Source organism: Agromyces sp. Root81 (genome assembly GCF_001429165.1).
Taxonomy (GTDB): domain Bacteria; phylum Actinomycetota; class Actinomycetes; order Actinomycetales; family Microbacteriaceae; genus Agromyces.
In genome coordinates this window covers 729,740-752,173 of record NZ_LMIR01000001.1, presented here as the reverse complement: position 1 = coordinate 752,173, position 22,434 = coordinate 729,740, and the positions used below count along the sequence as shown (strand labels likewise).

The 22,434-nt window shown below is 70.2% G+C and carries 20 protein-coding genes; 15 read left to right on the top strand and 5 right to left on the bottom strand.

The annotated features are described in order from the left end of the window. Positions 1-38: 38 nt before the first annotated feature. Entirely contained in the window at positions 39-2,291 is a 2,253-nt protein-coding gene (locus ASE14_RS03605; RefSeq protein WP_056650775.1) for a bifunctional (p)ppGpp synthetase/guanosine-3',5'-bis(diphosphate) 3'-pyrophosphohydrolase, read from the top strand. Here the strand turns inward: ASE14_RS03605 and ASE14_RS03600 are convergent. The 3 genes from ASE14_RS03600 to ASE14_RS03590 all read right to left on the bottom strand — a co-directional run bounded on the left by ASE14_RS03600 (position 2,261) and on the right by ASE14_RS03590 (position 5,071). Then, complete coding sequence (locus ASE14_RS03600) at positions 2,261-2,845, bottom strand: hypothetical protein (RefSeq protein WP_157372760.1); 585 nt, start codon at positions 2,843-2,845, stop codon at positions 2,261-2,263. The two genes, ASE14_RS03605 and ASE14_RS03600, sit on opposite strands and share 31 nt — an antisense overlap. 110 nt (positions 2,846-2,955) lie before the next feature. After that, positions 2,956-4,188 (bottom strand): DUF349 domain-containing protein, encoded by a 1,233-nt coding sequence (locus ASE14_RS03595; protein WP_056650768.1) that lies wholly within the window; start codon positions 4,186-4,188, stop codon positions 2,956-2,958. An 88-nt stretch (positions 4,189-4,276) separates the two neighbouring features. Beyond that, a complete protein-coding gene (locus ASE14_RS03590) occupies positions 4,277-5,071 on the bottom strand; it encodes a peptidylprolyl isomerase (RefSeq protein WP_056650766.1) in 795 nt (264 codons plus the stop codon). Between the two features lie 175 nt (positions 5,072-5,246). On the opposite strand from ASE14_RS03590, the gene ASE14_RS03585 reads away from it, so the two are divergent. The 10 genes from ASE14_RS03585 to aroB all read left to right on the top strand — a co-directional run bounded on the left by ASE14_RS03585 (position 5,247) and on the right by aroB (position 16,285). Continuing rightward, entirely contained in the window at positions 5,247-6,677 is a 1,431-nt protein-coding gene (locus tag ASE14_RS03585; protein WP_082600028.1) for a replication-associated recombination protein A, read from the top strand. 217 nt (positions 6,678-6,894) lie between these two features. Next, positions 6,895-7,518 (top strand): 30S ribosomal protein S4, encoded by a 624-nt coding sequence (gene rpsD, locus ASE14_RS03580; protein ID WP_056650762.1) that lies wholly within the window; start codon positions 6,895-6,897, stop codon positions 7,516-7,518. 148 nt (positions 7,519-7,666) lie between these two features. Next, positions 7,667-7,870 carry a hypothetical protein gene (locus ASE14_RS03575; RefSeq protein ID WP_056650759.1) on the top strand — a complete coding sequence of 68 codons (204 nt, stop codon included), beginning with the start codon at positions 7,667-7,669 and terminating at the stop codon, positions 7,868-7,870. 55 nt (positions 7,871-7,925) lie between these two features. After that, positions 7,926-10,583, top strand: coding sequence for an alanine--tRNA ligase (gene alaS, locus ASE14_RS03570; protein WP_056650756.1), 2,658 nt, complete (start codon positions 7,926-7,928; stop codon positions 10,581-10,583). A 5-nt stretch (positions 10,584-10,588) separates the two neighbouring features. Then, positions 10,589-11,065, top strand: a complete 477-nt coding sequence (gene ruvX, locus ASE14_RS03565; protein WP_056650753.1) for a Holliday junction resolvase RuvX — start codon at positions 10,589-10,591, stop codon at positions 11,063-11,065. Beyond that, positions 11,062-12,549, top strand: coding sequence for an endolytic transglycosylase MltG (gene mltG, locus ASE14_RS03560; protein WP_235511070.1), 1,488 nt, complete (start codon positions 11,062-11,064; stop codon positions 12,547-12,549). Before ruvX ends, mltG begins: the two co-directional genes overlap by 4 nt. Further along, complete coding sequence (locus ASE14_RS03555; RefSeq protein WP_056650750.1) at positions 12,542-13,372, top strand: shikimate dehydrogenase; 831 nt, start codon at positions 12,542-12,544, stop codon at positions 13,370-13,372. Before mltG ends, ASE14_RS03555 begins: the two co-directional genes overlap by 8 nt. A gap of 99 nt (positions 13,373-13,471) precedes the next feature. After that, on the top strand, positions 13,472-14,692 hold the full coding sequence (gene aroC / locus ASE14_RS03550) for a chorismate synthase (RefSeq protein WP_056651711.1): 1,221 nt from the start codon (positions 13,472-13,474) through the stop codon (positions 14,690-14,692). Then, positions 14,685-15,203, top strand: coding sequence for a shikimate kinase (locus tag ASE14_RS03545; protein ID WP_235511068.1), 519 nt, complete (start codon positions 14,685-14,687; stop codon positions 15,201-15,203). The genes aroC and ASE14_RS03545 overlap by 8 nt, the downstream gene beginning before the upstream one ends. Further along, positions 15,200-16,285 carry a 3-dehydroquinate synthase gene (aroB, locus tag ASE14_RS03540; RefSeq protein WP_056650745.1) on the top strand — a complete coding sequence of 362 codons (1,086 nt, stop codon included), beginning with the start codon at positions 15,200-15,202 and terminating at the stop codon, positions 16,283-16,285. Before ASE14_RS03545 ends, aroB begins: the two co-directional genes overlap by 4 nt. 65 nt (positions 16,286-16,350) lie before the next feature. Here aroB and ASE14_RS03535 read toward each other — a convergent pair whose 3' ends face one another. After that, positions 16,351-18,606, bottom strand: coding sequence for an esterase-like activity of phytase family protein (locus ASE14_RS03535; protein ID WP_056650742.1), 2,256 nt, complete (start codon positions 18,604-18,606; stop codon positions 16,351-16,353). Between the two features lie 143 nt (positions 18,607-18,749). Between ASE14_RS03535 and ASE14_RS03530 the strand changes: the two genes are divergently transcribed. The 3 genes from ASE14_RS03530 to nusB all read left to right on the top strand — a co-directional run bounded on the left by ASE14_RS03530 (position 18,750) and on the right by nusB (position 20,295). Then, on the top strand, positions 18,750-19,190 hold the full coding sequence (locus ASE14_RS03530; protein ID WP_056650740.1) for a type II 3-dehydroquinate dehydratase: 441 nt from the start codon (positions 18,750-18,752) through the stop codon (positions 19,188-19,190). Positions 19,191-19,318: 128 nt separating this feature from the next. Beyond that, positions 19,319-19,882 carry an elongation factor P gene (gene efp / locus ASE14_RS03525; RefSeq protein ID WP_056009305.1) on the top strand — a complete coding sequence of 188 codons (564 nt, stop codon included), beginning with the start codon at positions 19,319-19,321 and terminating at the stop codon, positions 19,880-19,882. Then, on the top strand, positions 19,882-20,295 hold the full coding sequence (gene nusB, locus ASE14_RS03520; RefSeq protein WP_056650737.1) for a transcription antitermination factor NusB: 414 nt from the start codon (positions 19,882-19,884) through the stop codon (positions 20,293-20,295). The genes efp and nusB overlap by 1 nt, the downstream gene beginning before the upstream one ends. A 37-nt stretch (positions 20,296-20,332) precedes the next feature. On the opposite strand, the gene ASE14_RS03515 is transcribed toward nusB, so the two are convergent. Next, positions 20,333-21,619 (bottom strand): glycosyltransferase, encoded by a 1,287-nt coding sequence (locus ASE14_RS03515; RefSeq protein ID WP_056650734.1) that lies wholly within the window; start codon positions 21,617-21,619, stop codon positions 20,333-20,335. Between the two features lie 200 nt (positions 21,620-21,819). Between ASE14_RS03515 and ASE14_RS03510 the strand changes: the two genes are divergently transcribed. After that, entirely contained in the window at positions 21,820-22,329 is a 510-nt protein-coding gene (locus tag ASE14_RS03510) for a DoxX family membrane protein (RefSeq protein ID WP_056650731.1), read from the top strand. Positions 22,330-22,434 lie beyond the last annotated feature (105 nt).

Here is a 22,434-nt window from a genome sequence, read left to right as displayed (position 1 = left end):
CCTCCGGAGCGGCGATAATTGAGTTCCGGAGGTGATCGATGACGGAGACGGGTGTCAACTCGACGGCATCGCTGCGCCGTCTGGTGCCCCGCATCTTCTCGAAGGCGCAGCCGTCGGGCGCGGTCGACACGCTCATGCGCACGGTGCGGATGCACCATCCGAAGGCCGATCTCTCCCTCATCGAACGGGCCTACACGGTCGCGGAGCGCGCCCACGAGGGGCAGAAGCGCAAGAGCGGTGAGCCGTACATCACCCACCCGATCGCGGTCGCGCAGATCCTCGCCGACCTCGGCATCGGGTCGAAGACCGTCGCTGCGGCGCTGCTCCACGACACCGTCGAAGACACCGCATACACGCTCGATCAGGTGCGGGCGGACTTCGGCGACGAGATCGCGATGCTCGTCGACGGCGTCACGAAGCTCGACAAGGTCAAGTACGGCGACTCCACGCAGGCGGAGACCGTCCGCAAGATGATCGTCGCGATGTCGAAAGACATCCGCGTGCTGATCATCAAACTCGCCGACCGGCTGCACAACGCGCGCACCTGGGGCTTCGTGCCGGCGGCATCCGCCGCCCGCAAGGCCACAGAGACCCTCGAGATCTACGCGCCGCTCGCGCACCGTCTCGGTATCCAGACGATCAAGTGGGAGCTCGAGGACCTCTCGTTCGCGGTGCTCTACCCGAAGCTCTACGCCGAGATCGAGAGTCTCGTCAAGCAGCGCACCCCGCAGCGCGAAGAGTTCGTGCAGAATGTCATCGACCTCATCACCGACGACCTGAAGGCCGCGAAAATCCGCGGCAAGGTCGTCGGGCGCCCCAAGCAGTACTACTCGATCTACCAGAAGATGATCGTGCGCGGTCGCGACTTCGACGAGATCTACGACCTCGTCGGCATCCGGGTGCTCGTGAACTCGGTGCGCGACTGCTACGCCGTGCTCGGTGCGATCCACGCCAGGTGGACTCCGCTTCCCGGGCGCTTCAAGGACTACATCGCGACCCCGAAGTTCAACCTCTACCAGTCGCTGCACACGACCGTCATCGGGCCCAAGGGTCGTGCGGTCGAGATCCAGATCCGCACGCACGACATGCACCAGCGCGCCGAGTACGGCGTCGCCGCGCACTGGAAGTACAAGGAGCGCATGGCCGGCGGCCGCGCCGCTGACAAGTCGGGGCAGAACGAGGCCGACATGGCCTGGCTCGCCCACATCTCCGACTGGCAGGCCGAGACGGCCGACCCGGGGGAGTTCCTCGATTCGCTGCGGTTCGAGATCGGCGCGAAGGAGGTCTACGTCTTCACGCCGAAGGGTCGCGTGATCGGCCTGCCCGCCGGCGCGACGCCAGTCGACTTCGCCTACGCGGTGCACACCGAGGTCGGTCACCGCACGATGGGCGCGAAGGTCAACGGGCGGCTCGTGCCGCTCGAGAGCGAGCTGTCGAGCGGCGACGTCGTCGAGGTGTTCACCTCGAAGAACCCCGACTCGGGACCGAGCAAGGACTGGCTCGGCTTCGTCAAGAGCCCGCGTGCGCGCAACAAGATCCGCCAGTGGTTCACCAAGGAGCGACGCGACGAGGCGATCGAGCAGGGCCGCGACGCGATCGCCCGCGCGATGCGCAAGCAGAACCTGCCGCTGCAGAAGCTCATGAACCAGGAGTCGTTCGCCGAGGTCGCGGCCCAGCTGCGCTACGACGACGTCTCCTCGCTGTACGCCGCTGTCGGCGAGGGCCACGTGTCGACGCAGTCGGTGCTCGAGAAGGTCGTCGCGCTCGTGCGCGACGTCGACGAGGGCGACGAACCCGACCTGCCGATCCCGGTTCGGTCCCGGCCGCTGCCGCGGCATTCGGATTCGGGCGTGCTCGTGCGCGGTGCGCCCGACATCCTCGTCAAGCTGGCCCGCTGCTGCACCCCGGTGCCTGGCGACGAGATCGTCGGGTTCGTGACGCGCGGCGCCGGCGTCTCGGTGCACCAGGCGAGCTGTCACAACGTGCAGAGCCTCATGCAGGAGCCCGAGCGCATGATCGACGTCGAGTGGGCGCCGAGCTCGAAGAGCGTGTTCCTCGTGCAGATCCAGATCGAGGCGCTCGACCGGGCGGGGCTTCTCTCCGACGTCACGAGGGTGCTGTCGGAGCACCACGTCAACATCCTCTCGGCCAACGTCTCGACGTCGACCGACCGGCTCGCGCTCAGCCGCTTCGTCTTCGAGATGGGCGACACCACGCACCTCGACCGCGTGCTCAACGCGGTGCGGCGCATCGACGCCGTCTACGACGTGTACCGCGTCAGCGACGGCTGAGCCGCGAGTTCGTTCTCGACACGGCCGAGGCGATCGAGAGCCAAACTCCGGTGCGGCATTCGCACCGCGTCGATCAGTCGGGTGCGAAGCTCCGACGCGAGTCCCGGGTGCATGCGGCAGAGTTCGACGACGACGGGTTCGGGATCAGCGTCGGTTGCGGCCGCTTCGCGCAGCAGGTCGAATCCCGTGCGACCGGGCGAGGTGCATCGCGCGCTCGGATAGTCGATGATGTCGGCCCCGGCGATCACGACCTCGCGAACGACGAGGCGCGGCGCCGAGAACACGGCGACGCGAGCGGTTCGGGGAACGCAGAACTGCGCGATCGACGGGGGAGCGGGAAGCGCCCCGTGCACCCAGGCGGCCGAGAGCCGTTCGATCACGAGGACGCGCGGCGCGCGCAATGCGACCGCGGCGGCTCGCAGGCCCGGCAGGTCGGGCTCGTCGACCGGAGCCCAGCCGTCGTCGATCGGCACGACCTCGCCGTCGATGCGCGCGGCGCAGAGTTCGGCGAGCGGGAGGTCGTCGGTGCCGAGCACGCTCGGGAGTCTGGCCATGAGGTCATGCTGCGGCATCCCACCGGCTCAGGAACCGAACGGCCGCGATCTGTGGAGAACCTCGGGGTCGTTCAGTGGTCGCGGAGGAGTCCGCGACCACTGCGGAGCGTTCAGCCGCCGACGGCCTTCAGCCAGGCGCGGCGGGCGTCGAGCGCTTCGCGAGCGGATGTCGCGGCCTTGGCGTCGCCCGCGGCCTCGGCCGCTGCGAGCTCGGCCTCGAGCTTGTCGATCGCGTCGTGCAGCTGCCCGAGCATGCCCTCGGAGCGGGCCTTCTTCTCGGGGTCCTCGCGCTGCCAGCGCTCCTCCTCGAGCGACTTCACGTGGTTCTCGACCTTGCGGAGGCGGTCTTCGACGACGCGCACCTGGTCGCGGGGGACCTTGCCGATCTCGTCCCACTTGCGCTGGATCTTGTTGAGGCCGGCGCGGGCCTGCTTCGGGTCCTTCTCGGCGAGCAGCGGCTCGGCCTCGGTGAGCAGCGCGAGCTTCTCGTCGAGGTTGGCGCGGTAGCTCTCGTCTTCCTGCGCATCGATCTCGGCCTTGGCGCTGAAGAGCACGTCGCCGGCGGCCTTGAACTTCGCCCAGAGCGAGTCGTCGAGCTTCTTGCCCGCACGTCCGGCGAGCTTCCACTCGTCGAGCAGGTGACGGTAGTCGCCGACCGCGTCGGCGCCGCGCGGCGCGAGCGCCTCGGCTCGCTCGATGAGCGCCTGCTTGCGGGAGCGCACGTCGCGATGCGAGGCGTCGAGCTCGGCGAAGAAGGCCTTGCGGTGCGTCTCGATCGTCGAGCGTGCCGCACGGAATCGCTTCCAGAGCTCGTTGGCCTCGTTCTTCGGCAGTCGCGGTCCGTCCTGCTGGTGGCGCTGCCACCGCGCGAACAGCTCGTCGAGTTCGGCGGTCGCCTGCTTCCACTGCGTCTTCGCGGGGTCGCCGGCGGCGAGTGCCTCGGCCGCCTCGACGATCGCGGTGCGCTCGGCCACGGCCTCGGCGACCGCGGCCTTGGTCTCGGCCTGCTGCTGCTCGGTCAGCTCCTTGGTCGTGCCCGACAGCGCCTCGAGGCGACGGGCGAGCGACTCGAGGTCGCCGACGGCGTTCGCGTTCGAGACGGAGGACTGGAGCGTGGCGACGGCCTTCGAGACATCCGCTGCGGGGGCGCCGCGGCGCACACGTTGCTCGAGCAGGCCGACCTGGCCGGCGAGGTCGGCGTACTTGCGCTCGAAGTAGGCGAGCGCCTCTTCAGCAGAGCCGTCGGGGTACTGCCCGACCTCTCGTTCGCCGTCGCTCGTGCGCACGAAGACGGTGCCCGTCTCGTCGACGCGGCCCCACGGTTGCTGCTCTGATTCGGTCACGGCCTCACCCTGTCGTATGTCGGATGCCGCCCGCAGGCGACGTTGACGGCATCAAGCCTATTGCACCGCCGAAGGGCGGCGCGGGCGGTCACTCGATCGTGAACGCCGTGATCGTGGTCGGCACCAGCGGGGCGCCGTCGCCGTCCGGGGCGCCGTCGCCGTCGGCGTCGCTCGTACCGGCGTCGATGACGCCCGCACGGAGTGCGTCGAGACCGCTCGTCACCTTGCCGATGACCGTGTAGCCGCCGGTGCCGCCGGGCAGCGTCGTGTCCTCGTAGACGATGAAGAACTGGCTGCCCTGGCTGTACTGCGAGTCGAGGCGCGCCATGGCGATCGTGCCGGCCGGGTAGAGCGCATCGGCCGGGGCGTTCTCGACCGGGCCGTAGCTGTAGCCGGGACCGCCCGTGCCGTCGCCGCTGGGGTCGCCGCACTGCAGCACCCAGATGCCCTCGGTCGTGAGGCGGTGGCAGCTCGTGCCGGTGTAGAAGCCCGACTGGATGAGGCTGATCTCGCTCGAGACGGCCTGCGGTGCCGCTGCGCCGTCGAGCTCGATGCCGACGGGGATGTCATTGAGGGTCAGCGTGCCCGTCCAGGTGCGGTCCTCGGCGATGTCGGCCGACGGGACGTCGCCCTGGTTCTCGCCCTCCGCCGGCGTAGGGCTCGGAGTCGGCGTCGCCGTGGCGGCCGGTTCGGCGCCGGGTCCACCGCTGAAGTAGAAGATCTGCGCACCCGTCGCGAGGGCGAGCACGACGACCATGCCGAGCACGGCGATGACGTTGTCGCGGGTGCGCCGGCGCTGCTTCCGGGTGTGGACTTCCTGGCGTGCCTGGTAAGTGCGCAGGCGTGCTCGTTCTTCACGCGCCTGTCGGTCGTTCGATGCCACGCATGCTCCTTCTCGGGACTCCTGCGTGCCGACTCTACGCAAGGGCGGGTGCGCAGACCAATCGCCGCACCGATCAGGGCCCGAGATCGGGTGTCGGATGCCGCGACGATGCGTGATTGCGTGGTCGACTCCGGGCCGAGCCTGTGTGTCGGATGCCGCGGCTACGCTTGAGCACATGGTGGATTCCGGCCCGGGGCTGCGTTCAGGCGCGACCCCGCTCGCGGTGCGCATGCGCCCGACGAGCCTCGACGAGGTGGCCGGCCAGCGGCACCTGCTGACGCCGGGTTCCCCGCTCGTCGCCCTCGCCGGCGATCGCTCGGGGGAGTCGGGCTCGGTCTCGGTCATCCTCTGGGGTCCTCCCGGCACCGGCAAGACGACCCTCGCCCAGGCGATCGCCCGCTCGTCGGGCCGCAAGTTCGTCGAGCTGTCGGCCGTGTCCGCCGGCGTGCGCGACGTGCGCCAGGTCATGGAGGAGGCGCGGGCGAGCCGCGACCTCTACGGCCTCTCGACCGTGCTCTTCCTCGACGAGATCCACCGCTTCACGAAAGCCCAGCAGGACGCGCTGCTCCCCGGCGTCGAGAACGGCTGGGTCATCCTCGTGGCAGCGACCACCGAGAATCCGTCGTTCTCCGTCATCTCTCCGCTCCTGTCGCGCTCGCTCCTGCTCACGCTCGAGCTCCTCACCGACGACGACCTGGGGGTGCTCGTCGACCGGGCGGTCGCCGATCCTCGCGGCCTGGCCGGCAAGGTGACGCTCGACCCCGAGGCGCGGGCCGCCATCATCCGGCTCGCCTCCGGCGACGCGCGACGTGCGCTCACGGCGCTCGAGGCCGCGGCGGTGGCCGCGGCGCAGGCGGTTCCGGCCGTGCCGGAGTCCGGCGACGACGACGAGACCGACGACGACGAGTCGACGGGCGACGATGGCACGCCCGCCGATGTCGAGACGGATGCCGCGGCATCCGCTGCGCCCGTCATCACCACCGATATCGTGGCCCGCGCCGTCGACCGTGCGCTGCTGCGCTACGACCGCAACGGCGACGAACACTACGACGTGATCAGCGCGTTCATCAAGTCGGTTCGCGGCAGCGACGTCGATGCCTCGCTGCACTATCTCGCGCGCATGATCGAAGCCGGCGAGGATCCGCGGTTCATCGCGCGCCGCATCATCGTGCTCGCCTCCGAAGACATCGGCCTCGCCGACCCGAGCGCGCTCGGCGTGGCCGTGGCCGCCGCCGACGCCGTGCAGCTCATCGGCATGCCTGAGGGGCGGATCCCGCTCGCGCAGGCCGTCGTGCACCTGGCCACCGCCCCGAAGTCGAACGCCGCCTACGTCGGCATCGACCGGGCGATCGCCGACGTGCGCGAGGGCAAGGCCGGCCGGGTGCCGAAGCACCTGCGCGACGCGCACTACCCGGGTGCGAAGCGGCTCGGCCACGGCAAGGGGTACAAGTACCCCCACGACGACGAGATCGGCGTCGTGGCGCAGGAGTACCTGCCCGAGTCGCTCCGCGGCGCCGTGTACTACGAGCCCACCGAGCACGGAAATGAGCGCGAGGTGTCTGCGCGACTCGCGAAGCTGCGGCGCATCGTGCGTGGCGGGCGCTGAGCCCCGCGAGGCTGAGAAGCCCCCGGTGGGGCGCGCGGCGCTGCCGTGATATCATTTCCGTTGGCCTGAAGCCTGATTCTCGAGCGCGGCTGCGAGAGGATCACCGGCGAACGGGTGCGATCTGTAGCCGATCCACCCTTGGCGAATCCCTCTGACACAGATTCCCGGCGCACGATCGCGCCGCGATTTCACTTGAGATTCTTCCGAAAGGACATTCGTGTCGAACCAGTCACGTAGCAAGACCCGCCTCTCCCGTGCGCTCGGCGTCGCCCTCACCCCGAAGGCCGCCCGCTACATGGAGAAGCGCCCGTACGCTCCCGGTGAGCACGGCCGCACCAAGCGCAAGCAGGACAGCGACTACGCCGTTCGTCTGCGCGAGAAGCAGCGCCTGCGCGCCCAGTACGGCATCCGCGAGAAGCAGCTGCGCATCGCCTTCAACGAGGCCCGTCGCACCGACGGCCTGACCGGTGAGAACCTGGTCGAGCTGCTCGAGATGCGTCTCGACGCCATCGTGCTGCGTGCCGGCTTCGCCCGCACCATCTCGCAGGCCCGCCAGTTCGTCGTGCACCGCCACATCCTCGTCGACGGCCAGCTCGTCGACCGCCCCTCGTTCCGCGTGAAGCCGGGCCAGCTCGTGCACGTCAAGGCACGCAGCGAGGGCACCGAGCCCTTCCAGGTCGCGGCCGCCGGCGGTCACGTCGACGTGCTGCCCAAGCTCCCCGGGTACCTCGAGGTCGAGCTCGACAAGCTCCAGGTGAAGCTCGTCCGTCGCCCGAAGCGCGCCGAGGTCCCCGTGACCTGTGACGTGCAGCTGGTCGTCGAGTACTACGCAGCTCGCTGACGCAGAGCAGTTGAGACAGGGGTCGCGGGGTTTCCCGCGGCCCCTGTCGCGTACCCGGCAGGTGCTCGCGGCACGGCCACTAGACTGGTGATTGGCGTGCCGAGCGCACCGCGTCGGCGACACATCGATCAGGGAGCAGGAGCACCTCGTGAAGAGCATTCTGTGGTTCACCGTCGGCGTCGCGGCCGGATTCGCGGTCGCGCACCAGGTCAACCAGACCAAGCAGGGGCGGGACTTCTTCTCCGCGGTCGACGCGAAGGCGCGCGCCTTCGGCCAGGCGATCGCCGAGGGTTACCACGCCCGTGACGCCGAGCTCCGGGCCGAGCAGGGCGAGACGCCCGCGTCTCTCTGAGTCGCGCCCACGATGTGATGGCCCGGATGCCCCGGGCACGACCGAGAACGGAACCATGCAGACTGCCGACATCCGCCAGCGTTGGCTGGACTTCTTCGCCGAGCGCGGACACACCGTCGTCCCCTCGGCATCACTCGTCTCCGACGACCCCACGCTGCTCTTCACGGTCGCCGGCATGGTGCCGTTCGTGCCGTACCTGACGGGTCTCGTGCCTGCGCCGTACCCGCGCGCGACGAGTGTGCAGAAGTGCATCCGCACGAACGACATCGAAGAGGTCGGCCGAACGCCGCGCCACGGCACGTTCTTCCAGATGAACGGCAACTTCTCGTTCGGCGACTACTTCAAGGAAGGCGCCATCTCCATGGCGTGGGAGCTGCTGACGACTCCCGAGGCCGGCGGCGGCTACGGCTTCGACCCCGACGACCTCTGGGTCACCGTCTACGAAGACGACGACGAGGCGATCGAACTCTGGAAGAAGGTCGCGGGCCTGCCCGACGAGCGCATCCAGCGCCTCGGCAAGGACACGAACTACTGGCACACCGGCCAGCCCGGCCCGGCCGGCCCCTGCTCGGAGATCTTCTTCGACCGCGGCCCCGCCTACGGTGCCGACGGCGGTCCGGCGACCGATGACGACCGCTACGTCGAGATCTGGAACCTCGTGTTCATGCAGTACCTCATCGATGACGTGACGTCGAAGACCGACTTCCGCATCGTGAAGGAATTGCCGAAGAAGAACATCGACACCGGCATGGGGCTCGAGCGCGTCGCCTTCATCAAGCAGGGTGTCGACAACATGTACGAGATCGACCAGGTGCGCCCGGTGCTCGACCGTGCAGCGGAGCTCTCGGGTCGCCGCTACGGCGCGAACCACGACGACGACGTGCGCATGCGCGTCATCGCCGACCACGTTCGCTCGGCCCTCATGCTGATGAGCGACGGCGTGAGCCCGTCGAACGAGGGGCGCGGCTACATCCTGCGCCGGCTGCTGCGCCGCAGCATCCGCGCCATGCGCCTGCTCGGAGTGGAGGGCCCCACCTTCCGCGAGCTCTTCGCCGCGTCTCGCGATGCGATGAAGTCCGCCTACCCCGAGGTCGCGAAGGACTACGCGCACATCGAGCAGCTCGCACTCGGCGAGGAGGAGACGTTCCTCCGCACGCTCACCGCGGGCACGTCGATCCTCGACCTCGCCGTCTCGAAGACGAAGGAGTCCGGACGCGGCCAGCTCGCCGGCGACACCGCGTTCCTGCTGCACGACACCTACGGCTTCCCGATCGAACTCACGCTCGAGATGGCCGACGAAGCCGGCCTCGCCGTCGACCGCGCGGCGTTCGACACGCTCATGACCGAGCAGCGCTCCCGCGCGAAGGCCGATGCGAAGTCGAAGAAGAAGGTGCTCGCCGACCTCTCGGTGTACGCCGAGTTCCGGGCCAAGGGCGAGACGATCTTCACGGGCTACACCGAGCTGACGACCGCGTCGAGCGTGCTCGGCCTGCTCGTCGACGGTCGCCCCGTGCCGTTCGCGACCGCAGGGCAGACCGCCGAGGTGATCCTCGCCGAGACCTCGCTGTACGCGGAGTCCGGTGGACAGGCGCCCGACCAGGGCCGCATCGTCGGCGACGGATTCGAGCTCGAGGTGCTCGACGTGCAGAAGCCCATCAAGGGCCTCATCAGCCACACGGTGAAGGTGACCGCGGGCGAGGTCGGCGTCGGCGTGCCCGCGACGACCCTCGTCGACGAGCAGTACCGCCGCGGCGCCACGCAGGCGCACTCCGGCACGCACCTCGTGCACGCTGCGCTCCGCCAGGTGCTCGGCCCCAACGCCCACCAGTCCGGCTCGTTCAACAAGGCCGGCTACCTGCGACTCGACTACGGCTGGAACTCGGCGCTCTCCGCTGAGACCCGCAGCGAGATCGAGGAGATCTCCAACGCCGCGATCCGCGACAACCTCGAGGTCGTCACGCGCGAGATGCCGCTCGACGAGGCCAAGTCCCTCGGCGCGATGGCGCTCTTCGGCGAGAAGTACGGGGATGTCGTGCGCGTCGTCGACATCGGCGGCCCCTGGTCGCGCGAGCTCTGCGCCGGCACGCACGTGGCGACGAGCGCCGAGGTCGGCATGATCAACATCGTGGGGGAGTCCTCGGTCGGCGCATCCAACCGCCGCGTGGAGTCGCTCGTCGGTCTCGACGCCTTCCGCCGCTTCGCGTCGGAGCGTGCGCTCGTCTCCGAACTCACCTCGACGTTGAAGACGCGCCCCGAGCAGCTCGTCGATCGCGTCGGCGAGCTCGTCACGAGCCTGAAGGCCGCCGAGAAGCGCATCCAGCAGTTCGAGGCCCGTGCGCTGAACGACCGCGTGCCCGCGCTTGCCGCCAAGGCCGTCCGCGCCGGCGAGGTGCTGCTCGTGGCCGAGACGGTCGGCTCGCTCGGCTCCGGCGACGAACTGCGTGCACTCGCGACCTCCGTGCGATCGCAGCTCGGCGATGCGGCATCCGTCGTAGCGCTGACCGCAGAGGTCGGCGGCAAGCCGGTCGCGATCGTCGCGACGTCACCCGCCGCCCGAGACGCCGGTGCGAACGCCGGTGCGCTCGCGAAGACGATGGCCGGAGTGCTCGGCGGCGGTGGCGGCGGCAAGCCCGATCTCGCCCAGGGCGGCGGCAGCGATCTCGCGGCGATCCCCGCTGCGCTCGACGCGGTGCGCTCGGCGCTCCGAGGGTAGGCGTCGTGCGAACCGGGGCGAGGCTCGGGGTCGACGTCGGGCGCGCCCGCATCGGCGTGGCGCGGTGCGACACCGGCGGGATGCTCGCGACCCCGGTGGAGACGGTGCCGCGTGCCGCGGACGGCGACGCCGATGTCGCGCGCATCCTCGAGATCGCGCGCGAACACGAGGTGATCGAGATCGTCGTGGGCAACCCGTTGTCGCTGTCCGGAGCGTCGACGCCGTCGACCGACGATGCGATAGCGTTCGCCGAGAGGTTGACGAGCACGGGGATCCCGGTGCGACTCGTCGACGAACGGCTCTCGACCGTGAGTGCCCAACAGGCGCTTCGCGCGACCGGGAAGTCGACGCGCAAGCAACGTCCCATCGTGGATCAAGTTGCAGCCGTTATCATTTTGCAACACGCCATCGACGCCGAGCGGGATTTCGACCGCCCGCCCGGGCGAATGATCGAGATCCACGAAGGGCCATCCCCCCTGTGACCCACCTTCCTCCCGACCGCGACGATCGCGACCTCGCGACCGCCGACTGGAACGCGATGCTCTCGGGCGATGCGCCGATCCGGGCGCCGAGAGCAGCGGATGCCGCGCCGGCACCGGTTCCGGCCGCGCAGACGCCGAGCGACGCACCCTCGGCACCGCAGCCCGGGCCCGAAGGGCGCCCGATGACTCGTCGGGAGGCGCGGGAGGCCGAGCAGCGTCAGGCTGCGGCGGCCGAGGCTGCGGCGATTCTGGCCGAAGCCGGTGAGCCGACTGCGCCGGCCGCGCACGCCCAGCCGAACTCCACACTGCCGCTCTTCGAGTCGATCGTCGCGGAACCGGCGGCGCCGGAGACGGATCGTCCGTCGCGAGCCGAACGACGCGCCGTGAACTCCGACCCGTACGAGCCCGAGAAGCCGAAGCGCCGCGGAGCGTGGGGCTGTCTCGTGGCACTCCTCATCGTCGTCGCGCTCGGCGCCGTGGCGTTCTTCTTCCTGCAGGGTCCGATCAACGCCGTCATCGAGCGATTCACTCCCGCTGCGGACTTCGACGGTGCCGGCACCGGCGAGGTGGTGTTCATGATCCACGACGGCGAGAACGGCTCCGACATCGCGACGAACCTCGTCGACGAGGGAGTCACCGCCTCGTACGACGCGTTCTACGACCTCCTTCTGGAGCAGAGCCCCGAACCCGAGTTCCACCCGGGCGCCTACCAGCTGGCCGAGGAGATGAGCGCGCAGGCCGCGCTCGATGCGCTGCAAGACCCGGCCAACAAGCTCGAGAACACGTTCGTGATCCCCGAGGGCACCTCGCTGCCCGACACGCTCGTCGCCATCTCCGAGGGCAGCGACGTGCCGCTCGAGAACCTGCAGGCCGCCTCCGTCGAGCCGCCCGCGAGCTACGGGCTACCGGCGGAGGCCACGACGCTCGAAGGGTTCTTGTTCCCGGCCACCTACACGCTGGAGCCGGGGCTCGACGCCCATGCCGTGCTGCAGACCCTCGTGAACCGGCAGTTCGAGGCGCTCGACGCCGCCGGCGTCCCGGCCGACCAGCGCTGGCGCACGATCGTGCTCGCGTCGATCGTGCAGCGCGAGGCCGGGTCGAACCTCGACGACTTCCCGAAGGTCGCGCGGGTCTTCCAGAACCGCCTCGATCAAGGAATCAACCTCGAGTCCGACGCGACCGTCGCGTACGGCACCGGCAACACGCACACCGTGTGGACGACCGATGAGGAGCGCGCCGACGCGTCGAACCTCTACAACACCTACGCGAACCCGGGGCTTCCGATCGGACCGATCGGCAACCCGGGCGATGTCGCGATCAACGCCGCCATCCACCCGGCAGACGGCCCCTGGCTGTTCTTCGTGCCGGTGAACCTGGCCACGGGCGAGACCGTCTTCTCCACCACGGTCGACGAGCACGAAGCAGCAGTGGCCCGGCTGCAGGAGTGGTGCGCACTGGACGAGAACGCCTCGTACTGTGAGTGAACCCCGCCGGCTCGCCGTGCTCGGCTCGCCGATCTCGCACTCGAAGAGCCCGGCGCTGCATCGCGCGGCATATGAGCGCCTCGGGCTGCCGTGGCAGTACACGGCGATCGAGATGGACGGCCTCCGACTCGGAGAGTTCATCGGCGGCCTCGACGCCTCGTGGCGCGGGCTCTCGCTCACCATGCCGTTGAAGCAGGACGTGCTGCCCCTCCTCGACGCCCTCGACGACGTCGCCGCCGCCACGGGCGCCGCGAACACCGTGCTGCTCGACGAAGGCGGTCGGCGAGGATTCAACACCGACGTCGGCGGCATCGTGCGAACCCTGCGCGAGGCCGGTGTCCACGAGGTGTCGCGCGGCGTGCTCCTCGGCGGCGGCGCGACGGCCGCCTCAACGCTCGTCGCGATGTCGGAGCTCGGCGCCCGCGAAGTGCGGGTGCTCGTGCGGCGCCCGGGCTCCGCTGCCGCGCTCGTCGGGATCGGGTCGCGTCTCGGGATCCAGGTCGAAGAGGGCGGGCTGGCCGAACTCGCGATCGACCGGCCCGCCGAACTCGTGGTGAGCACCGTTCCCGGTGGCACGGACCTCGGCGTCGAGGCATCCGCTGAGCTCATCGCCTCGGCCGCGCTGCTCGATGTCGCGTACGACCCATGGCCGACGCCGCTCGCAGCGGGCTGGCTCGCCGGCGGGGGTACGGTCGTGCACGGGCTCGGGATGCTGCTGCACCAGGCCTTGCTGCAGGTGCGGATCTTCGTGAACGGCCACCCGACCGCGCCGCTCGACGACGAGGACGCCGTGCTCGACGCCATGCGCGCTGCCGTCTCCTGAGCCTGTGGAAGGGTGCGGGGCCGCTCGCTGTCGCACTGGTGGGTGATGCGTCGCCGTCACACGCGGTTCGGCTCGCTGAGCCTGTGGAAGGATGGGAGCATGCTTCGTTGGCTCACTGCCGGAGAGTCGCACGGCCCTGAGCTCGTCGCGATCCTCGAGGGTCTTCCCGCCGGTATCCCCGTTTCACTCGACGACATCCGCGCCGACCTCGCGCGCCGCAAACTCGGCTACGGCCGGGGTGCCCGCATGAAGTTCGAACAGGACGAGCTCGCGATCTCGGGCGGTGTGCGCCACGGCCTCAGCCTCGGCAGCCCCGTCGCGCTGCGCATCGGCAACACCGAGTGGCCGAAGTGGCAGGAGGTCATGAGCCCCGAGCCCATCGACCCCGCGAAGCTCGGCCGCGGGCGCGGCGCCGCACTGACCCGCCCCCGCCCCGGTCACGCCGACCTCGTCGGCATGCAGAAGTACGGCTTCGACGAAGCGCGTCCGGTGCTCGAGCGCGCGAGCGCTCGAGAGACCGCAGCACGTGTCGCGCTCGGCGCGATCGCACGTTCGTTCCTCGGAGAGCTCGGCATCCGGCTCGTCGCCCACACGCTCGCGATCGGGCCGGTACGGGTGCCCGACGGCAGCCCGCTGCCGACGCCCGACGACGTCGACCGTCTCGACGCCGACCCGCTGCGGTGCTTCGACCCCGAGACCTCGGCCGCGATGGTCGCCGAGGTCGACCTCGCGCACAAGGAGGGCGACACCCTCGGCGGTGTCGTCGAGGTGCTCGCCTACGGCGTGCCGCCCGGACTCGGCTCGCACGTGCACTGGGACCGTCGCCTCGACGCCCAGCTCGCCGCAGCGCTCATGGGCATCCAGGCGATCAAGGGCGTCGAGGTCGGCGACGGCTTCGAGACGACCCGGCGCCGCGGCTCGGTCGCGCATGACGAGCTGCACGTCGACGGCGGTCGCATCGCGCGCGCCAGCGACCGTGCCGGCGGAACCGAGGGCGGCATGTCCACCGGTACCGTGCTGCGTGTGCGCGCCGGCATGAAGCCCATCGCGACCGTGCCGCACGCACTGCCGACGGTCGACGTCTCGACCGGCGAGGCCGCCGCGGCACACCACCAGCGCTCCGACGTCGTGGCCGTCCCCGCTGCCGGCGTCGTGGCCGAGGCGATGGTCGCCCTCACCCTCGCGAACGCCGTGCTCGAGAAGTTCGGCGGCGACTCGGTCGCCGAGACCCGTCGCAACCTCGAGTCCTACCTCGCGGCGATCCCCGACACGCTCCGCACCGCAGGCACTGCGGCGGATGTCGCGGCAGATCGTGTCTGACACCCCGCGACTCGCCCTGCCGATCGTGCTCGTCGGCCCGATGGGCGCGGGCAAATCGCGGGTCGGGCAGCGGCTCGCGGCATCCGTCGGCGCACCGTTCGTCGACACCGACCTGCGCATCGTCGAACGGTACGGGCCGATCGAGGAGATCTTCGACCGGGAGGGCGAGGAGTACTTCCGCATCGTCGAGCGCGAGGTCGTCGACGAGGCGCTGCGCGAAGAGGCCGTGATCTCGCTCGGCGGCGGAGCCGTGCTGCACGAGGACACCCGCGACGACCTCGCGGGACTGCCCGTCGTCTGGCTGCAGGTCTCCGCGTCGGCGGTGGCTCCGCGCCTCGCGGGCGGCACCCGACCGCTCCTCGCCGACGGCGGCATCGAGCGCTGGAGCGCCATCCTCGAGGCGCGCCGCCCCCTGTACGAGTCGGTCGCCGACTTCAGCATCGACACCTCGCGTCGCTCGGTCGCGCGGATCGTCGACGACATCACCGGGCGCTTCGGAGGAACACGATGACCGTAGACGAGACCCGCACGAGCATCCGCGTCGGCGGCGAATCGGGCTACGACGTCATCGTGGGCCGCGGCGTGCTCGCCGAACTCGGCGACGCACTCGGCTCCGAGCCGACGAAGGTGCTCATCGTGCACCCCGCGACGCTCGGCGCCCGCGCGGCCGAACTCCGCGAAGCGCTCTCCGACCGCTACCAGGTGCTGCTCGCCGAGGTGCCCGACGCCGAGGCCGGCAAGCGCATCGAGGTCGCCGCGTTCTGCTGGCAGGTGCTCGGTCAGGCCGACTTCACCCGCACCGACGCGGTCGTCGGATTCGGCGGGGGAGCGATCACCGACCTCGCTGGATTCGTCGCAGCGACATGGTTGCGCGGTGTCAAGGTCGTGCAGGTGCCGACGACGGTGCTCGGCATGGTCGACGCGGCCGTCGGCGGCAAGACCGGCATCAACACCAACGAGGGCAAGAACCTCGTCGGCGCCTTCCATGCGCCCGCCGCCGTGATCTGCGACCTCGACGTGTTCGAAACGCTGCCGAAGAACGAGATCCTCGCGGGCTTCGCCGAGATCGTGAAGGCGGGGTTCATCCGCTACCCCGAGATCCTCGACATCATCGAGGCCGACCCCGAGGCCGCGACCGACCCGTCGACGCCGCAGTTCCGCCGCGTGGTCGAGCTCGCGATCCGGATGAAGGCCGATGTCGTCTCAGAGGACTTCACCGAGCAGGGGCTCCGCGAGATCCTGAACTACGGGCACACCCTCGGTCACGCGATCGAGCACGCCGAGCGGTACCAGTGGCGCCACGGTGCGGCGGTCGCGGTCGGCATGGCGTTCGCAGCAGAACTCGGCCGTCTCTCGGGCCGCCTCTCCGACGAGGTCGCCGACCGGCACAAGCGGGTGCTCGACCTGCTGAGCCTGCCGACGACGTACCCCGCCGGCCGGTGGAACACGCTCCTCGCGACGATGCAGCGCGACAAGAAGGCCCGCGCGGGCCAGCTGCGCTTCATCGTGCTGGACGACCTGGCGAAGCCCACGGTCATGCTCGCGCCCGACCCGTCGCTGCTCTTCGCCGCGTATCAGGAGATCGCCTCCTGAGACACGCGAACGAGAGCGGGCGGATGCCCGAGGCATCCGCCCGCTCTCGAATCGGATGAGCCGGATCAACCTGCGGTCGCTGCGCCGAGGTCGGGGTTGTCGCTGAAGAAGCCGTCGAGGCCTTCGTCGAGGAACACCCGGAGTTCGCCGGCGAGGTCGCCGATGCCTGCGGGGTCGGCGCTCGAACGGAACTCGGCCGGGAGGAACGCGTTCTCGCGGCGGAACGTCCAGCCGTGCACCTCGAGCCCGGCCGCGTGCGCGTCGGCGATCAGCGTCGTCGGCGCACCGAGCGTGCCGGTCGCGGTGCGGGGGATCACGAGGCTCTTCTCGACGCCGACGCCCTCGGCGTACGTCGCGATCTCGGCGAGGCCAGCGGGCGTCGCGAGATCGGCGTACGTGCGGGCGTCACCGGCGACCGCGAAGTCGTAGGGTCGACCGCTCGAGTTGATGAGCTGGGCGAGCCCCACGTCGGTGGCCCCGTCGAGCTCGCGGAGGTTGCCCACCTCGAAGCTCTGGATGATGACGGGGGCATCGGCCCTGTCGAGCCCGTTGCGCGAGAGCTCGGCGACGAGCGGCTCCTCGAGCGAGAGGCCGATCGAGTCGAAGTAGCTCGGGTGCTTCGTCTCGGGGTAGACGCCCACCGGCAGCCCATCGCAGCTCACCGAGTGCCGCGCGAGGTCGAGCACCTCGTCGAGGGTCGGTACCTGGTAGAGGCCGTTGAACGTCGTGTTCTCCGGGCGGATCTGCGGGAGCCGCTCGATCGCGCGCAGCGTCTTGAGCTCGGCGAGCGTGAAGTCCTCGGTGAACCAGCCCGTGACGGAGACGCCGTCGATGACCTTCGTGGCCTTGCGGTCGGCGAAGACCGGGCGGGACGCGACATCCGTCGTGCCGCTGATCTCGTTCTCGTGGCGGGCGACGAGGACTCCGTCCTTCGTCGAGACCACGTCGGGCTCGATGAAGTCGGCGCACTCGGTGATCGCGGTCTCGTAGGAGGCGAGGGTGTGCTCGGGGCGGTAGCCGCTCGCGCCGCGATGCGCCACGACGGTGACGTCGGACGGCTGCACGCGGGTGCGATCGAGGTCGATGACGTCGATCTCGGTGTCGTCGGGGGTGCCCCCGATGCGCGCGTCGTTGCCGGGGTAGTTGTTGTCGTTGGCGATCAGGAGGTCGCCGCCCTTCAGCTGCACGACGGTCTCGAACGACTGCACGGGCAGCGAGAACGGGTCGCCCGTGCCGTAGCCGTCGCCCGCGCCGAGCAGCCCGGGGCTCGCGATGCGCAGCGCATCGAGCACGAGCGTCTTCTCCAGCTTGCCCTCGGCGTCCGTGCGCTTGAGGTCCACTTCGTAGATGCGCTTCGTCACGGCCTGGTCGCCTTCGAAGTCGTCGCGCTCGACGAGGAGCAGGACTCCCTTGCGCACGGCGAACGCATCGCCGACGACGTTCGCGTCCTGGTCGGTCTGGTAGCTCCAGGTACGGCCCGTGTACGCGCCCGACCTGGTGTCGAACTCGAGGATCTCGCGACGGCGGAGGTCGGCGTCATCCGCGTAGGATCCCTCGACGATCGGATAGAGGTAGCGCCCGTTCACCGAGGACGCGAGCGCCTCGAAGCCGCGGCTCGCACGCACGCGCGGCGTCTCGCCGGCTTGCAGGTACGGGTTCTGCGGCGACTTCGCGCCACCGGGCATCGGGTGCGGCTTCTCGAGCAGCGTGCCGTCGGCGCTGAAGTGGAGCAGGAACGGGCCGAACTCCTCACCGACCCAGAAGCTGCCGTCCTTCGCCCGGACCACCGACTCGATGTCGAAGTCGGCGCCGGTGAGCAGGCGCTCGGGCGTCGCCTCGTTCGCGATCGGGAAGTCGAGCACGTCGTTCGCGTCGTTGTACGAGACGAACCGCTCGACCTGGATCTCGCCGCTGCCGCCCTCCGCGGTCTGCCAGGCCGGACGGACGAGGTAATTGCGGAGCAGGAAGTCCGCCGAGTTGCCCTTCGCGCCGAAGCCGTTGTCGGGCTGGGCCCAGAACGTGCCGTCGCCGTTGTCGATCATCGCCGAGAACCCGGGGACGACCTGGCCGGCGAAGGGTCCGGTACGCCCGTTCACCGTCGTGGTGAGCGCCGCGCCGCTGGCGGGGCCCGCCTCGAGGTGGTCGGCCGAGAGCGTCGCCCGGGCGACGAGGGTGGGTTCCGTCTTCTTGACGGATGGGCCGTTCGGCTCGCCGTCGTCGGCGGCGTTCGCGGGGGAGGGGACGAGGATGACGGCTGCGGTGGCGGCCGCCGCGGCCAGGGCGAGGATGCGCGTCTGTGCGCGTGGGATGCGATGTGCCATGGACGCAACCCAATCGGGCCGAGCGCACGTTGACATGTCCGCCGGCGATCTCGATGCCGACCAACCGGTGAACACGGGGTGCATCCGCACGGCGAGGTGCAACCCGCCGTCACCCGCAGCCCACCGGTGGATAGGCTTGCCGCGTGACCTCCACCATCCTCGTCCTCAACGGCCCGAACCTCGGCCGGCTCGGCACCCGCGAACCCGAGGTCTACGGCAGCGAGAGCCTCGCCGACATCCGCGACTCGCTCGCCGGCGTGGTGCCGGCCGATGTCGAGATCGACCTGCGGCAGAGCGACGACGAGGCCGAGCTCATCGGCTGGATCCACGAGGCCGTCGACCGGAGGCTCCCTGTCGTGCTGAACCCGGCCGCGTTCACCCACTACAGCTACGCGCTGCGCGACGCCGCCGCCCAGCTGAAGCAGGCGGGCGTGCCGCTCGTGGAGGTGCACCTCTCGAACCCGCACACGCGCGAGACCTTCCGGCACACGAGCGTGATCTCCGGGGTCGCCACCGGCGTGATCGCCGGCTTCGGGAGCGACTCGTACCGCATGGCCGTCGAGTGGGTGCTGCGTCACGCCTGAGAACGGCGGCGGGGAGGCGGCATCCGCTCGCATTGGCGCAGTCTCGACCGAGCGACTAAACTCGACCGACTGAACTTCTGCGGCCGATTCCGGCCGAGCCTCTTCGCAACTGAACGGAACACACACGCATGGCAAGCACCGCTGACATCAAGAACGGCGTCGTCCTCTCCATCGACGGTCAGCTCTGGAGCGTCATCGAGTTCCAGCACGTCAAGCCCGGCAAGGGCGGTGCGTTCGTGCGCACCAAGCTGAAGAACGTCGTGTCGGGCAAGACGGTCGACCGCACCTACAACGCGGGCGCGAAGATCGAGATCGAGAACGTCGACCGCCGCGACTTCACGTACCTGTACAGCGACGGCGACGGCTTCGTCTTCATGGATCAGACCGACTTCGACCAGCTCACGGTGCCCGGCACCGTCGTCGGCGACGCCGCGAACTTCATGCTCGAGAACCAGTCGGTGACCGTGGCGCTGAACAACGGCAACCCCCTCTACGTCGAGCTGCCCGCGTCGGTCGTGCTCGAGATCACCTACACGGAGCCCGGCCTGCAGGGCGACCGCTCCACCGGTGGCACGAAGCCCGCGACCGTCGAGACCGGCTACGAGATCCAGGTGCCGCTCTTCCTCGAGACCGGCACGAAGGTCAAGGTCGACACCCGCACGGGCGACTACCTCGGCCGCGTGAACGACTAGTGAGCGCTCGTACCAAGGCGCGCAAGCGCGCGCTCGATCTGCTGTACTCGGCCGACATGCGCCAGGTGCCCGTCGAGCAGATGCTCGTCGTCGAGGCGGAGAAGGCGGCGGGCGAGCCCGAGCGCGCCGCGTCGTGGCTCTACGCGCGCGAGATCGTCGACGGCATCGTCGACAACCGCGCGCAGATCGACGAGCTCATCGAGACGCACTCGCACGGCTGGACCCTCGAGCGTATGCCGGCGGTCGACCGCGCGATCCTGCGCATCGGCGTGTGGGAGATCATCCACAACGACGCCGTGCCCGACGGTGTCGCGATCTCCGAGGCCGTCGAGGCGGCCACGGTGCTCTCGACCGACGACTCGGCCGGGTTCGTGAACGGCCTGCTCGCGGCGATCTCGCACTCCAAGGCCTGACTCGCGGGCGCCTTCGAGGCGCGCTCCGAGCCTGCGCTCACGACGACCTCCTCGCCTCGAGGAGGTCGAGCGTGTGCTCGACGACCTCGCGCGGGCCGTCGTGGGCGCGCAGTGCCGCGCCGATGCGCGCGGCCCGGGTGCGGAACGAGGCATCCGCCGACACCGCCCGCCATGCCCGGAGGATCGCGCGCGGCTTCGGACGGCCGGTGCGCAGGTCGATGCCCGCTCCTGCATATGCGACGCGTGCGGCGATCTCCGGCTTGTCGACGTCGCCGCCGGCGATGATGAGCGGGACGTCGTGGGCGAGCGCGGCGAGCACTCCGCCCCAACCGCCGTTGGTGATCATCGTGTCGGTGCGGGGGAGCAGCCGGTCGTAGGGCACGAAGTCGGCAACGCTCGCGTTCGGAGGCGCCGGGAACGGGAGCGCATCGTCGCCGTCCCGGCCTGTCGCTGCGACGATGCGCACCGGCTGCCGGCCGAGCGCCGAGAACGACGGTTCGATCAGGTCGTGGGGGTCGACGTTGAGCGTGCCCTGCGTGACGTGCACGATCGGCGCCCCGTCGCGTTCGAGGGCCTCCCACCTCCCGGGAACCCGCCGATCGTCGCTCGACGGACCGATGAGCTCGCCGACGTGCACGACCTGCTCGATCGGTCGATCGCGCGGGTACTCCAGCTCGCGCACGCCGCTGGCGCAGACGAGCTGCGGCGACGTGCACGCCGCGTCGAAGCCGAGTCCGTTCGGTGCCAGCCCGACTCGGACGCGCTCGGCCTGATAGGCGCGGTTGATCGGGCGGCCGACGAGCGCGACGACACGATGCAGCAGCCGGTCGCGCACCCGTCCGAGGGCGCCGCGAGCCGGCCGGAGCCCCAGTCCTGGCGGCGGCAGCTCGGCGGTCGGCACCATGAGCGGCACGATGCTGACGGTGACCCAGGCCGTCGACGTGCGCTCGGCCGCGAGGTGCGCGCCGAGGCTCATGCCGTCGGCGACGATCACCTCCCACGGATGCTCGTCGAACGCCGCGAGCAGGTCGGCGCACTGCGCCGAACCCGTGCGGACGAAGACCTGCTCGACGTTCGCGAGCATCTGCCGGGGCCCCTTGCGGCCGCGCAGCACGGGGAACGTCGCGCTGAGGTCCTGCTCGTCGAAATCGGGCGCCGCCTGCCACCGGATGACGCTCGCGCCGAGCTCCTCGAAACGTGCGGCGTGCGCGTTGCCGGTGTAGACGCGCACGGTGTGGCCCTGGGCGATGAAGGCCCGCGCGACCGCCGACATCGGGGCGACATGACCGTGGAACGGCATCGCGGCGATCATGACATCGACCATGGTCCATTCCAGCACGATCGTCTGCCGCGGCGTGTCTCGCACTCGGGGGGTCCGGCGGCCGTGTCCCTGAGAGCGCGTTCCGTGGAACCACCGAGCGCGGTTCAGCGGCACTCCCGACGACGGGTCATCGTGGTGGCGATGTGATGGGTGAGCCGTCGATTCCGGCCGGCATCTCCCACGTTGCTCTCGGAAGGAGCACCATGTCCAGCACCACCATCGGCACGGGTCGCGTCGCGACCGCGACCGGGTACGACTCGATCCTCGATCGCGCGAACGCCGCCCAGGCGGTCGCGCAGCGCTTCCTCGCCCGCGCCGGCGTCCCAGCACTGCGGGTCTCGCTCGGCCTCGTCTTCCTCGTCTTCGGCGTGCTGAAGTTCTTCCCCGGCCTGAGCCCCGTCGAAGCGCTCGTGACCCGCACCTGGAACGTGCTGTCGTTCGGCGTCGTCGACGGCTACGCGGCGCTCGCCCTCACGGCGACGCTCGAGGTCTTCGTCGGCGTCACGCTCGTCACGGGCGTACTGCTCAGGGTCGGGCTGCTCGCGCTGGCCGTGACCTTCGTCGGCGTCTTCTCGCCACTCGTGTTCTTCGGCGGTGAGCTCTTCACCGCGGGCGGACCGACGCTGACCGCGCAGTACATCCTGAAGGACGTCGTGCTCGTGGCTGCCGCCATGGTGATCGCGGCGAAGGCGTTCAGCCGTCCGATCCGGTGATCCCGTGCGCTCGGCCCGTCTCGCCGACGACCCCCTCCGCCTGCGGCAGGGGGTCGTTCGCGTCATCTGATCGCGGCGACGCGAACGCCCGCGGCAGCCCCCCAC

What these genes read in the sequence shown, in the direction of transcription:
- ASE14_RS03510 (WP_056650731.1), top strand. Translation starts at nt 21,820, where the DNA reads ATGTCCAGCACCACCATCGGCACGGGTCGCGTCGCGACCGCGACCGGG.
- aroC (WP_056651711.1), top strand. Translation starts at nt 13,472, where the DNA reads ATGCTTCGTTGGCTCACTGCCGGAGAGTCGCACGGCCCTGAGCTCGTC.
- ASE14_RS03535 (WP_056650742.1), bottom strand. Translation starts at nt 18,606, where the DNA reads ATGGCACATCGCATCCCACGCGCACAGACGCGCATCCTCGCCCTGGCC.
- ASE14_RS03515 (WP_056650734.1), bottom strand. Translation starts at nt 21,619, where the DNA reads ATGGTCGATGTCATGATCGCCGCGATGCCGTTCCACGGTCATGTCGCC.
- ASE14_RS03600 (WP_157372760.1), bottom strand. Translation starts at nt 2,845, where the DNA reads ATGGCCAGACTCCCGAGCGTGCTCGGCACCGACGACCTCCCGCTCGCC.
- ASE14_RS03585 (WP_082600028.1), top strand. Translation starts at nt 5,247, where the DNA reads ATGGTGGATTCCGGCCCGGGGCTGCGTTCAGGCGCGACCCCGCTCGCG.
- alaS (WP_056650756.1), top strand. Translation starts at nt 7,926, where the DNA reads ATGCAGACTGCCGACATCCGCCAGCGTTGGCTGGACTTCTTCGCCGAG.
- aroB (WP_056650745.1), top strand. Translation starts at nt 15,200, where the DNA reads ATGACCGTAGACGAGACCCGCACGAGCATCCGCGTCGGCGGCGAATCG.
- ASE14_RS03605 (WP_056650775.1), top strand. Translation starts at nt 39, where the DNA reads ATGACGGAGACGGGTGTCAACTCGACGGCATCGCTGCGCCGTCTGGTG.
- efp (WP_056009305.1), top strand. Translation starts at nt 19,319, where the DNA reads ATGGCAAGCACCGCTGACATCAAGAACGGCGTCGTCCTCTCCATCGAC.